This is a genomic window from Amycolatopsis sp. cmx-11-51 (assembly GCF_047608665.1).
GTDB lineage: Bacteria > Actinomycetota > Actinomycetes > Mycobacteriales > Pseudonocardiaceae > Amycolatopsis.
Genome location: NZ_JADNQO010000002.1, coordinates 485,658 through 497,997, shown reverse-complemented (window position 1 = coordinate 497,997; position 12,340 = coordinate 485,658). Strand labels below are relative to the sequence as shown.

The window sequence follows — 12,340 nt, the reverse complement described above, 5'->3', positions numbered from 1 at the left end:
CCGGCCCCTGACGCTCAAGGCAGGGAAAGAGGCCTTCACTACGTCGCCGCCCGGCGTGGGGGAGAGCGCCACGACCTTGAACCGTGAAGGACGCCTTCCCCGCATGCCATGCGGGGAAAGTCCCCTTCACCCTCACTCGACGAAGGACCATGCCCTCCGGAGACCCGACACGCCGGAGTCCCAGTAATCGAGACATAGCATTTGGGTTATTCTGCGATTTGCGGCCATCTAGCGCCGCTAGGAAAGCTAGCGGCACTAAAGGTCCCTTGCTCCCCCGCCCGAAACGACGGCCCGAGTACGTGAAGGACCCCTTCACTGAGCCCAACGCAAGCAAGGGGCCCTTCACGTACTGTCGACAACCCGCGAGAACCCCGAAGCGCCTTCACGTACTCCGGACGCAAGCCCCCCAGAGCGACCGTAGGCCATCGAGACGACCGCCAGGGCCAGATGGGCTCCGACCAGCGACGAGCGGGCCGTCCGGAGGTCTGGACCACCCCGTTCGTGCTACGCACAGTGTCACCGTCAGCGACAGGATCAAGCCTGCCGGAACCGAGCGCCCGGACACCTCGAGACGCTTTCGGAGCGTTACCATCGCGGTCACCGAACGAAGCGATCATGACGCTCCGCGAAGTTGATCAGACCCCAAGCCGGAGGGGGTTTCCGACCTTCGAAGCGCTGGTCTCCCAGGGTCCCGGGCAGAGGCACCGGCAGCTGCACGGCCCATCTGCACAGTCGGTTGCACCCCGGTAACTGGAGTCCATCGTGTTCTTTGGGCGATGTGTTAGCCACCGGCTGTGTACTAGCCCGATCGTGTTACAACGAACTCCCTGAGTAACCACTGGTTTGAGATAGATACCCATTCGATCCCCCCGTGAAGGCCCCAGGGCGGCTACAGTGCCAACGACGACACCACTTTCGGTCTAAAGCTGGCGCGGCTAAACGGCCGAAAGTCCCGGTGCCGGTCGGGGGGCACGACCGACTCCAGGGAGGTAGTGACGTGGCTACCGTCGGCATTTCTCAGGCCGTCCGATCCACGCCAGCCGGTTCATTGCCGGCGAGCATGGTTCCGCATCCGCGGGAAGAGCTTTTTTCCGTGTTGGTGGTCGATGACCACCCGCTGTTGAGGGAGGCAATCTCAGCAAGACTCGCACAGATGGGTGCGGGCACCGTCCACGAGGCCGCCACGGTGGCCGAGGCGAGGGCGCGAGCACAGGCCACTGGGCCTTGTGACCTGGCGATCCTTGATCTCGGACTGCCGGATGGCAGCGGCATCGAGCTGGTTACGGAACTCCGTAGCCATGGCTGGCCTCGAGTAGTGGTGCTCGCTTCATCGGACGACCCGTACGCGGTCAGGTCGGCGTTCCAGGCCGGCGCCCAGGCATACCTGCTCAAGTCGGCATCGCCGGTCGTAGTGACCGACGGCGTCCGCAGGGTGCTCGAGGGCGGCGTCTACGCGGACCCGAGCGTCGCACCGGTCTTGGCCACCGGCACCCGAGTCGCCGGCACCGACAACACCCCACGCGAGCTTTCGGCGCGCGAGGTCGAGGTGCTGCAGCTCGTGGCCGACGGCCAGTCCAACAAGGAGATCGGCGAGGAACTCAGCCTCTCCGCTCTCACCGTGAAGTCTCACCTCTCCCGCATCGGGCGCAAGCTCGGCACGGGTGACCGGGCTCAGATGGTGGCGCTGGCCATGCGTGCCGGCGTGATCCGCTGACAAAGGCGAACTGCCCTGCGGGGCGGGCGGACCAGGCGCGGCCCGCTCGTCCCGTAGGGTCTTCACCTATGGAAGGCGACCGACCCGGAGAACCGCAGGCGGACTCTATGACCGGCACCGATGACACCAGTGCCGCCGTCTTGTTACGCGAGCCCGCCGAAGGCACTCCACCGGTGATCGCCGACGCGACGGCTCTCGCCGAAGCCTGCGCGAAGATCGCGGGCGGCAGCGGGGCCATCGCCGTGGACACCGAACGCGCGTCCGGCTACCGATACTGGCCGAAGGCCTACTTGGTACAGATTCGCCGTGAAGGTGCCGGTTCCTTCCTCATCGACCCCATTCCGCTCGAAGGGCAGCTCGAACCCCTCGCGGAAGTCCTCAACGACGCCGAATGGGTGTTGCACGCGGCCTCTCAGGACCTGCCGTGTCTCGCCGAACTCGACCTGCGCCCGAAGAGCCTGTTCGACACCGAACTCGCCGGACGGCTCGCGGGGTACGAACGGGTCGCCCTCGGCACCCTCGTCGAACTCCTCCTCGGCTACCAGCTGGAGAAGGGGCACAGCGCCGCCGACTGGTCGAAGCGCCCGCTTCCCGTCGACTGGCTGAACTACGCCGCCCTCGACGTCGAACTGCTCATCGAACTGCGCGAGAAGCTCGAAACCGACCTCGCGGCCCAGGGCAAACTCGAATGGGCCCAGCAGGAATTCGAAGCCGTCCGCAACGCGCCGCCACCCGCCCCTCGGGCCGAGCCGTGGCGTCGGACGTCCGGAGTGCACAAGATCCGCAGTGCGCGCGGGCTCGCCGCCGTGCGCGAACTGTGGCAGGCGCGGGACGAACTCGCCCGCAAACGCGACCGCGCGCCGAGCCGGATCCTGCCCGACAGCGCGATCATCAACGCCGTCACCGCGGACCCGAAGACCGTCGATCAGCTGCAGGCGCTGCCGGTGTTCAGCGGCCGGGTCCAGCGCAAGTACACCGCGAGCTGGCTGCGGCATCTGCAGGCCGCCCGCGCGCTCCCCGCCGACGAATTGCCCACCCCGGCACAACAGACCGACGGTCCGCCGCCGGTGAACCGGTGGTCGGACAAGGACCCCGACGCCGCCGCCCGGCTCTCGGCCGCCCGCGCGGCGCTCGCCGCGATCGCGGAAGATCGCAGGCTGCCGGTGGAGAATCTGCTGCTGCCGGAACTCGTGCGCCGCACCTGCTGGCGCCCGCCCGCGGACCTGAGCGAGGATTCGGTCGCCAAGGTCCTCGGTGACGGCGGCGCCCGGCCGTGGCAGATCGAGCTGACCGTGGCGGCGCTGAGCAAGGCGCTCCACGCCACCCCCGCCTGACCCGGTTTCAGTCCTCCAGCAACGTGCGCGCGGAAGCCCGCAGTTCGGCGTCCGGTTCCCCGAGGCCGGCGAGCCGCAAGACGCTGTCCGCACCTTCGACGGCGTGTGCCTCGACGTCCAGATCCGGGTGGTCCCGCCGGACGATCGCGATGCTCTCGATGAGTCCGAACACGAGGTCGGTCCGGATGCCGAGCAGGTCGTCGCGGACGCCGGACGCCGCGACGAGGGCGCCGTAGACGTTCTTGAGCTCCGTCCGTTCGGCTCGGAAGCGCCCCAGCCTCGGCGAGGAGATCTCCGGTAGCAGGTACAGGGCACCGAGGTTGTGGCGCGCGCTGCCGAGCAGGTGGATGTCCGCGTACGCCAGCGCCCACAGCCGCGCGCCGACGGGCGCCAGCTGCACTGACAGGCCGCCCGCGACGTCCAGTGACGGCCGGACGGTGTCCTCCAGCAGCGCCGCGAGAATGTCCTCTTTGGACGGAAAGTGGTAGTAGAGCGACGCCTGGCGCAGGCCGGCGCGTTCGGCGATGGCCCGTGTGGTCGTCGCCGCGTACCCGGCGCCGGTGAACAGCTCCCCCGCCGCGTCCAAAACCGCGAGCCGCGCTTCCCGCTTGCTCGCGGCGGCGCCGCTGGCTCTCGGCCTGCCCACCCCGGTCGTTTTAGTCATCTATCCGATCCTGCCATTTCTTCGCGGCGATCTTTGTTACGTCCGGCGGTCGGCTCAGGTTACCGAATCCGGTATCTGTTAACACCGCGCTTACCCGGCGGAGATCGGAAGGACCCCGCACGCGCTTAATTTCGGTCAGCCGATCGAAATTAGGCCCTTCAGACAGGAGCCCCCGTAATGCCGTCCGAAGACCTTTCCGCCTTCGGTTACCGTCAAGAACTACGCCGGACGCTGGGCGGTTTTTCCGCCTTCGCCGCCGGATTCTCCTTCGTTTCCATCCTGACCACGGTGTTTCAGCTGTTCGCGTTCGGCTATTCCTTCGGCGACACTCTGTTCTTCTGGACCTGGCCGCTGGTGATCATCGGCCAATTGCTCGTCGCGCTGAACTTCGCCGAACTCGCGGCCCGATTCCCGCTGGCCGGATCGGTTTACCAGTGGGCGAAACACCTCTCCCCCGGATTCGCGGGCTGGCTGGCGGGCTGGATGATGCTGGTGGGCTGCGTCGTCGCGCTCGCCGGTGCCGCCATCGCGTTGCAGGTCGTCCTCCCGTCGGTCTGGGGCGGCTTCCAGCTGGTCGGCGGGGACCCGGCGATCACGTCTCCGACCGGCGCCACCAACGCGGTACTGCTCGGTGCCCTGCTGGTCGTTTTCACCACCGCGATCAACGCGGGCGGCGTGCGGCTCATGGCGCGGATCAACGACGTCGGGGTCGCGGCCGAACTCGTCGGCGTCCTCATCCTGATCACCGGGCTCGCACTCTTCGCCGTCCGCGGACCGCAGGTCGTGCTCCAGCCGACGGGCGAAAGCCCGGGAGCCGGCGGGGTCCTCGCTTCGGCGCTGATGGCCGCGTACGTCCTGTACGGGTTCGACACCGCGGCTTCGGTCGCCGAAGAGACCAAGGACGCCCGCCGCACCGCGCCACGCGCCGTGCTCCGCGCGCTCCTGATCTCCGGCATCGGCGGCCTCGCCGTCGTCATCACCGCTCTGATGGCGGCGCCGAGCCTCACCGACGGTCAGCTCGCCGGGAAGGGCCTGCCGTATGTGATCACGGCCGTCTTCGGGGACACACTCGGCCGGATCTTCCTCGCCGACGTCGCGGTCGCGGTCGTCGTCTGCACCCTGACCATCCAGACCGGCACCGTCCGGCTGATCTACGCGATGGCCCGCGACGGCGCGCTTCCCGGCGCCAAACGGCTTTCCGCGGTCAACGCCCGCACCGGGACGCCGATCGCGCCAGCCGTCCTGTCCGGCGTACTCGCCATCGGGCTTCTGCTGCTGAATCTGGGGAATCCGACGATCTTCAGCACCATCACCGGCACCTCGGTGGTCGTGGTCTACCTCGCCTATCTCCTGGTGACCGGACCACTGCTGGTCCGGCGCCGCCAAGGCCGTTTCACCGCCGAACCCGGCCATTTCTCCCTGGGGCGATGGGCTATTCCGGTCAACGTCGCGGCAGTAGGGTACGGCGCGATGATGATCGTCAACATCGCTTGGCCACGAGCCGAGATCTACGACCTGGCGGGCACCGGCTCCGTCTGGGCCCTGTTGTTCCCGATCGAGTTCGTCGGCGCCGCGATCCTCACCGGCTATCTCTGCTGGCGCCGCCGCTCCGCGCTCACCACGGTTCCCGTCCCCGCGATCTGAAGGAAGGTCCCATGAGCACGACATCGACCACGTACGGCGCTCGCGACCACGCGCGCGCCCAAGCGGGCACGGTGACCGAAGCGATGCCCGCGATCCCGGCGTCCACCTGGCCGGATCCGCCGCCCGGGATCGACCCGGCGAAGCTGGTCTGGGCCGAGACCGTCGCCGGTGGCGGCTACACCCACAAGGTCCTCGCCCGCGGCACCGAACTGCGGCTGACCGACATCGAAGGCGACGCCTGCGCGCATCTGCTGCTGTTCAACGCCGACCAGCCGTGGGAGCGGCTGAACGTCGCGGACACCGTGAAGGTCCAGTGGAACGCCTACCTCGGCGAGGCGATCGCGCTGCTGTCGGATCAGGCACGGGTGCTCGCGACGGTCGTCACCGACGAGAGCGGCAAGCACGACGCGCTGTGCGGTACGTCCACTGTGGACGGTAACGCGGAACGCTACGGCGACGGCGGCCCGCAGGGTGGTTCGCCGTCCGGGAACGCGCTGTTCACGCTGGCCGCCGCGAAGCACGGCCTCACCCCGCGCGATCTGCCGCCGAGCCTGTCCTTCTTCCAGGGCATCCACGTGGAGACCGACGGCGGGCTGACGTTCACCGGTTCGGCCGGACCTGGTAAATCCGTGATCCTGCGGACCGAACTCCCGGTCGTCGTCCTGATCGCGAACGTGGCGCATCCGCTCGACCCGCGCCCGGACTACACGGTCACCCCGTTGCGCGTCCTCGCCCAGCACGGCGCTCCGTCCACTCCGGACAGTCCTGAATGGACGGCTTCGCCCGAGGGGCGGCGCGCCTTCGAGAACACCGCCGACTATCTCACCGCCAGGAGCTTGGCATGACCATCATTTCCGACAGCGAGGTCGCCGCGCGGGCCCCGTACTCCACCGTGCTCCGCAAAGGCGAGACGCTCGCGATCATCGATCTCGGCGGCAACCAGGCCGTCGACTTCCTCTGCTACGACGCCGCCGACACGGCGAAGCGGTACAGCGCGGCCGCCACGATCTCCGCGCAGGGCAACATCTTCCTCACCACCGGCAGTGTGCTGCGCACCGGTGAGGGCGCCCCGCTGCTCACCGTCGTCGAAGACACCTGCGGGCGGCACGACACGATCGGTGGCGCCTGCAGCAAGGAATCGAACAGCCTCCGCTACGGCCAGCACACGCGCTACCAGCACGCCTGCGTCGAGAACTTCCTGACCGAGGGCGCGAAATGGGGCCTGGGGAAACGGGACCTGGTCAGCAACGTCAACTGGTACATGAACGTGCCGGTCGAACAGGACGGTACGCTCGGCATCGTCGACGGTATTTCCGGGCCCGGCATGGAGGTCAAACTGCGCGCCGAGACCGACGTCCTGGTACTGGTCTCGAACTGCCCGCAGATCAACAACCCGTGCAACGGGTTCGACCCGACCCCGGTCAGAATGATCGTCACCGGCGGTGACGTGTGAAGCTGCTCGTCGCCAACCGGGGGGAAATAGCGGTCCGGATCATCCGGACCGCGAAGGAGATGGGCATCGCGACGGTGGCGGTCTACTCCGACGCGGACCGCACCGCCGCACACGTGAGGCTCGCCGACGAGGCCATCCGACTGGGCCCCGCGCCCGCCAGGGAGAGTTATCTCCTCGGCGACGCGATCATCGAAGCCGCACTGAAGACCGGGGCGGACACGATCCACCCCGGCTATGGGTTCCTTTCCGAGGACGCCGCTTTCGCCCGGACGGCGGAAGCGGCCGGGATCCGGTTCGCCGGTCCCACCGCGGACCAGCTCGAAGTCTTCGGCAGCAAGCACACCGCGCGGGCTAAGGCCGTCGACGCCGGTGTCCCGCTGCTGCCGGGCACCGGGTTGTTGGACACCCTCGCCGACGCCGAGGCCGCGGCCGCCGAGATCGGCTACCCGGTGATGCTCAAGGCCACCGGCGGTGGTGGCGGGATCGGCATGCGCGCCTGCGCTTCGGCCGAGGAGTTGCGGGAAGCCTGGGACGCGGTGCGGAGCATCGTGGCGAAGAGCTTCTCGACGTCGGGTGTGTTCCTGGAACGCCTGGTGACGCGAGCCCGGCATGTCGAGGTCCAGGTGTTCGGTGACGGCGCGGGTGAGGTGCTGGCGCTGGGCACCCGGGACTGCACGCTGCAGCGGCGCAATCAGAAGGTGCTCGAAGAATGCCCCGCCCCGGGGCTTTCCGAAGCGGTGCGCGAGAAACTGGTGTCCGCGGCCGTCGATCTCTGCGCGTCGGTGCGCTACCGGTCGGCGGGCACGGTCGAGTTCATCTACGACCCGGACCGTGAGGAGGCCGCGTTCCTCGAGGTGAACACGCGACTGCAGGTCGAGCATCCGGTCACCGAGGCGGTCTACGGAATCGACCTGGTCGCGTGGATGCTGCGCCTCGCCGACGGCGACACCGCGATGTTCGCCACGACCCCGGAGCCACATGGGCACGCCGTCGAAGCACGGGTCTACGCCGAGGACCCGGCCGCCGGGCACCGGCCGAGCGCGGGCCTGCTGACCCGTGCCGACTTCCCCGCCGAGGTCCGGGTGGATACCTGGGTCGAGGCGGGCACCAAGGTGACGACGCACTACGACCCGTTGCTCGCCAAGGTGATCACCGTCGGTTCGGATCGAGCCGAGGCGCTGGCCGCGCTGGGCGCCGCGCTCGGGGAAAGCCGGGTGGACGGCGTCCGCACGAACCTCGGCCAGCTGCGCGCGGTGACCGCCGATCAGCGGGTGCACGACGTCACGCACGACACCGCGACGCTCGACGCGATCACCGATCCCGAACCGCGGATCGAGGTCCTGCGGGGCGGGACGATGACCACCGTCCAGGAATGGCCGGGGCGGCTCGGGTTCTGGCACGTGGGCGTCCCGCCGAGCGGGCCGATGGACGATCTGTCGTCGCGGCTTGGCAACCGCGCGCTGGGCAATCCCGAAGGCACTCCCGGCCTCGAGTGCACCGTGGACGGTGTGTCACTGCGGTTCACCGACGACGCAATCGTTTGCGTCACGGGATCTCCGTCACCGGTGACCGTCGACGGGACGACCGTTCCGCAGTGGACACCGGTCGAGGTGCCCTCGGGTGGCGTGCTGGACGTCGGGACCGGCACGGCCGGGCTCCGCGCCTACGTCCTCGTTCGCGGCGGCTTCGACGTGCCGGAGTTCCTGGAAAGCGCGGCGACGTTCACGCTGGGCGGCTTCGGCGGGCACGGCGGACGCGCGCTGGCGGCCGGTGACGTCCTCTCCCCCGGCCCGCTCCCGGAGAACGACGTCCTCGGGCCGGTTCCCGAGTCCGAACGCCCGGTCTTCGGCACGCACTGGGGGATCGGCGCGTCCGAAGGGCCGCACGCCGCTCCGGAGTTCTTCACCCCGGACGACGTCGAGACGTTCTACGCCACCGACTGGGAGGTGCACTTCAACTCCGCGCGGACCGGCGTCCGGCTCGTCGGACCGCGGCCACGCTGGGCGCGGGAGGACGGCGGTGAGGCGGGATTGCACCCGTCGAACATCCACGACACGCCGTACGCGATCGGCGCCGTCGACTACACCGGCGATCTGCCGATCCTGCTGGGCCCGGACGGGCCGAGCCTCGGCGGCTTCGTCTGCCCGGCCACCGTGGTGACCGGGCAGCGCTGGAAACTCGGCCAGTTGCGTCCGGGTGACACCGTACGGTTCGTGCCGATCACCACCGAGCACGCGGTTTCACTGCGGGAGGCACCCGGCGAAGCGGTCACAGCGACCCGGAAACCGATCGACGACGGCGGCATTCTCGGCCGTCTGTCCACATCGGACGAGAACCCCGAGGTCACCTACCGGCGCAGCGGCGACGACAACCTGCTGATCGAGTACGGGCCGATGAAACTCGACCTGGCCCTGCGAATGCGGGTCCACGCCCTCGCGGACAGGCTGGCGGCGGAAGGCCTCGACGGCGTGGTCGACCTGACACCGGGCATCCGGTCGCTGCAGGTCCACGTCGAGCCGGACGCGCTGCCGGTCTCGAAACTGCTCGATCTCGTCCAGGAGATGGAGCACGATCTGCCGCGTACCGCGGATCTCGTGGTGCCGAGCCGGACCGTGCGGCTGCCGTTGTCGTGGGACGACCCGGCGACACGCGAGGCGATCGAGCGGTACATGGCTGGCGTGCGCGACGACGCGCCGTGGTGCCCGTGGAACATCGAGTTCATCCGGCGGGTCAACGGTCTGTCCAGTGTGGACGACGTCTACCGGACGGTGTTCGACGCGGAGTACCTGGTGCTGGGGCTCGGCGACGTCTATCTCGGCGCGCCGGTGGCCACTCCCCTCGATCCGCGGCATCGGCTGGTCACCACGAAGTACAACCCGGCGCGCACGTGGACCGCGGAGAACTCCGTCGGCATCGGCGGCTCGTACCTGTGCGTCTACGGGATGGAAGGCCCCGGCGGGTACCAGTTCGTCGGGCGGACCGTGCAGGTGTGGAGCGGCTGGCGGCAACGTGGCTCGTTCGAACCGGGTTCGCCGTGGCTGCTGCGGTTCTTCGACCGGATCTCGTGGTACCCCGTGTCCGCCGAGGAGTTGCTGGACCTGCGGGCGCGGAGTTCGGCGGGGGAACTGGAACTCGACATCACCGACGGCGAGTTCGCGCTGGCCGACCACGAGCGGTTCCTGGCCGACAACGCCGCCGACATCGCCGAGTTCCGGGCGAAGCAGAGCTCGGCGTTCGAGGCCGAGCGGCAGGCCTGGGCGGCGGCGGGTGAATTCGACCCTCGTCCCGAGCCCGTCGGGGCGAAGGTCCCGACCACGAGGGTCGAGGCCCCGCCCGGCGGTCACGTCGTCGAAGCACCGTTCGCCGCGACCGTGTGGCGGGTGGACGTCGAGGCGGGCAAGAAGGTCGGCACGGCGGAGACGCTGGTGATCCTCGAAGCGATGAAGACCGAGGCGCGGATCCCCGCGCCGTCCGCCGGGGAGGTCGTCGAAGTGCTCGTCTCCCCCGGCGACCAGGTCGCCCCCGGCACACCGCTGGTGGTTCTGGGAAGGAGTGCGGGATGAGCGTGCTGGAGCGGGTGCGCGCCGCGTACCACCGGATCGCGCGGGTCGACCGGCCCGAGATCTGGATCGACCTGCGTCCCGAGGACGAGGTGCTCGCCGACGCCGAGAACCTGGAAACCCGCCGCGCGGCGGGTGAAATCTTGCCGCTGTACGGGAAGCTCGCCGCGATCAAGGGCAACATCGACGTCGCCGGGCTGCCGACGACGGCGGCCTGTCCCGAGTACGGCTACCGGCCGGACGAGGACGCGCCGGTGGTGGCGCGACTGCGCGCGGCCGGTGCGCTGATCCTGGGCACGACCAACCTGGATCAGTTCGCGACCGGGCTGGTCGGCACCCGCAGTCCGCACGGCGCGGTGCGGAACGCGATCGACCCGGCGTACGTGTCGGGCGGGTCGAGTTCGGGTTCGGCGGTCGCGGTGGCGCTCGGGATCGTGGATCTCGCGCTGGGTACCGACACCGCCGGATCCGGCCGGGTTCCGGCGGCGTTCAACGGGATCGTCGGACTGAAACCGACACGGGGACTGCTGCCGACGACCGGTGTCGTGCCCGCGTGCGCGAGCATCGACTGCGTGACCGTGTTCGCGCGGACGGTCGACGAGGCTTCGACCGCGTTCGCGAGTCTCAGCGAGCCACGGGATCTTCCGGTGGTGCACCGTCCTTTCCGGATCGGTGTGCCTCAGGAGCTGGGCCCGTTGCAGGACGGCTGGGCCGAGGCGTTCTCCGTAGCGGCGGAGTCGTTCCGTGCGGCCGGGGCCGAGCTGGTTCCTGTCGACATATCGGCATTCCTGGCTGCGGCACGATTGCTGTACGAGGGCGCGTTCGTGGCCGAGCGGTATTCGGCGGTCGGCGAGTTCATCGACACGCGTCCGGACGTGGTCGATCCGGCCGTGCGGCGGATCATCGGTGCGGCCAAGGACATCCCGGCGCACCGGCTGTTCACCGATCTGGCGACACTCGACGGCTTGGAACGGGAAGCGTCGGCCGTTCTGTCCACTGTGGACTGTGTGCTGCTGCCGACGACGACCGAGCACCCGACGATCGCCGAGGTCGAGGCCGACCCGCTGGGGGTGAACGCCCGGCTGGGCAGGTTCACGAACTCGACGAACCTGCTGGGCCTGTCTTCGCTGGCCGTGCCCGCCGGAACCGTCGGCGGGCTACCGTTCGGGGTGATGCTGGTCGGGGCCGCGTACGCCGACCGGATCCTCGCCGACGTCGCCCGCCTGGTGCCGCGACGGACCCGGATCGCCGTCGTCGGCGCCCACCTGCGCGGGCAGCCGCTGAACCACGAACTGACCTCGCGCGGAGGCCGGTTCGTCTCGGCGGGGACGACGGCGGCCGAGTACCGGCTCTACGCGCTGGACACCGTGCCGCCCAAACCCGGCCTCGTCCGGGTCGCCTCGGGCGGCGAGCCGATCAAGGCGGAGGTCTGGGACCTGCCGTTCGCCGGCTTCGGCGAGTTCGTGGCGGGTGTCCCCGCGCCGCTGGCGATCGGGAAGGTGCGGCTGGCCGACGGAACCGAGGTGTCCGGGTTCGTCTGCGAGCCCATGGCGGTCGAAGGCGCCGAGGACATCACACGGTTCGGCGGCTGGCTCGGCCACCTGGGCCGATGATGGGCGTCTCGTGAGTGGTAAAGACGATTACCACTCACGGGACCTGACCCATGCGGTCCTGTCGCGCGGTTGCCCACCGAGTCTTCTTCGGCTGAGCCGCGTGAAAGGGTCCTTCACGCGGCAACTCAGTGACTGATGGGGCCACCGGGGCGACCGGCCGAGTGTCCCGAGTCCGTGAAGGACTCCTTGAGGGACCCAGAGTCCTTCAAGGAGTCCTTCACGGACGGACCGTGGACCTGACTCATCCACCGTAGGTCCCCCAATTACGGGACCAGCGCCTTTCCGGTTCGGTTGGCCTGATCCGGCATTCTGGGAAGAAGGTCACAAACCCTGGCGGCCCACCGGGCAGAAGGTAACT

General features: G+C 69.1%; 8 protein-coding genes. 7 read left to right on the top strand and 1 reads right to left on the bottom strand.

The features are described 5' to 3' along the window. The first annotated feature begins 997 nt into the window (after positions 1 to 997). On the top strand, positions 998 to 1,714 hold the full coding sequence (locus ACM6LU_RS11235) for a response regulator transcription factor (RefSeq protein ID WP_034318331.1): 717 nt from the start codon (positions 998 to 1,000) through the stop codon (positions 1,712 to 1,714). A 107-nt stretch (positions 1,715 to 1,821) separates the two neighbouring features. Next, positions 1,822 to 3,048: an HRDC domain-containing protein gene (locus ACM6LU_RS11230; RefSeq protein WP_414937567.1), complete on the top strand. Its 1,227-nt coding sequence runs from the start codon at positions 1,822 to 1,824 to the stop codon at positions 3,046 to 3,048. A 7-nt stretch (positions 3,049 to 3,055) separates the two neighbouring features. On the opposite strand, the gene ACM6LU_RS11225 is transcribed toward ACM6LU_RS11230, so the two are convergent. Beyond that, positions 3,056 to 3,712, bottom strand: a complete 657-nt coding sequence (locus ACM6LU_RS11225) for a TetR/AcrR family transcriptional regulator (protein WP_414937566.1) — start codon at positions 3,710 to 3,712, stop codon at positions 3,056 to 3,058. A gap of 177 nt (positions 3,713 to 3,889) precedes the next feature. On the opposite strand from ACM6LU_RS11225, the gene ACM6LU_RS11220 reads away from it, so the two are divergent. From ACM6LU_RS11220 to ACM6LU_RS11200, 5 genes are read left to right on the top strand one after another with little or no spacing between them, the layout of a single operon-like run. Continuing rightward, positions 3,890 to 5,356, top strand: coding sequence for an amino acid permease (locus ACM6LU_RS11220; RefSeq protein WP_414937565.1), 1,467 nt, complete (start codon positions 3,890 to 3,892; stop codon positions 5,354 to 5,356). A gap of 11 nt (positions 5,357 to 5,367) precedes the next feature. Further along, positions 5,368 to 6,201, top strand: coding sequence for an urea amidolyase associated protein UAAP1 (locus ACM6LU_RS11215; protein ID WP_414937564.1), 834 nt, complete (start codon positions 5,368 to 5,370; stop codon positions 6,199 to 6,201). After that, positions 6,198 to 6,809: an urea amidolyase associated protein UAAP2 gene (locus tag ACM6LU_RS11210; protein WP_414937563.1), complete on the top strand. Its 612-nt coding sequence runs from the start codon at positions 6,198 to 6,200 to the stop codon at positions 6,807 to 6,809. The genes ACM6LU_RS11215 and ACM6LU_RS11210 overlap by 4 nt, the downstream gene beginning before the upstream one ends. Continuing rightward, positions 6,806 to 10,372 (top strand): urea carboxylase, encoded by a 3,567-nt coding sequence (uca, locus tag ACM6LU_RS11205; RefSeq protein ID WP_414937562.1) that lies wholly within the window; start codon positions 6,806 to 6,808, stop codon positions 10,370 to 10,372. Before ACM6LU_RS11210 ends, uca begins: the two co-directional genes overlap by 4 nt. Further along, a complete protein-coding gene (locus tag ACM6LU_RS11200; protein ID WP_414937561.1) occupies positions 10,369 to 11,982 on the top strand; it encodes an allophanate hydrolase in 1,614 nt (537 codons plus the stop codon). Before uca ends, ACM6LU_RS11200 begins: the two co-directional genes overlap by 4 nt. Positions 11,983 to 12,340 lie beyond the last annotated feature (358 nt).

What these genes read in the sequence shown, in the direction of transcription:
- ACM6LU_RS11230 (WP_414937567.1), top strand. Translation starts at nt 1,822, where the DNA reads ATGACCGGCACCGATGACACCAGTGCCGCCGTCTTGTTACGCGAGCCC.
- ACM6LU_RS11225 (WP_414937566.1), bottom strand. Translation starts at nt 3,712, where the DNA reads ATGACTAAAACGACCGGGGTGGGCAGGCCGAGAGCCAGCGGCGCCGCC.
- ACM6LU_RS11220 (WP_414937565.1), top strand. Translation starts at nt 3,890, where the DNA reads ATGCCGTCCGAAGACCTTTCCGCCTTCGGTTACCGTCAAGAACTACGC.
- ACM6LU_RS11215 (WP_414937564.1), top strand. Translation starts at nt 5,368, where the DNA reads ATGAGCACGACATCGACCACGTACGGCGCTCGCGACCACGCGCGCGCC.
- ACM6LU_RS11210 (WP_414937563.1), top strand. Translation starts at nt 6,198, where the DNA reads ATGACCATCATTTCCGACAGCGAGGTCGCCGCGCGGGCCCCGTACTCC.
- ACM6LU_RS11200 (WP_414937561.1), top strand. Translation starts at nt 10,369, where the DNA reads ATGAGCGTGCTGGAGCGGGTGCGCGCCGCGTACCACCGGATCGCGCGG.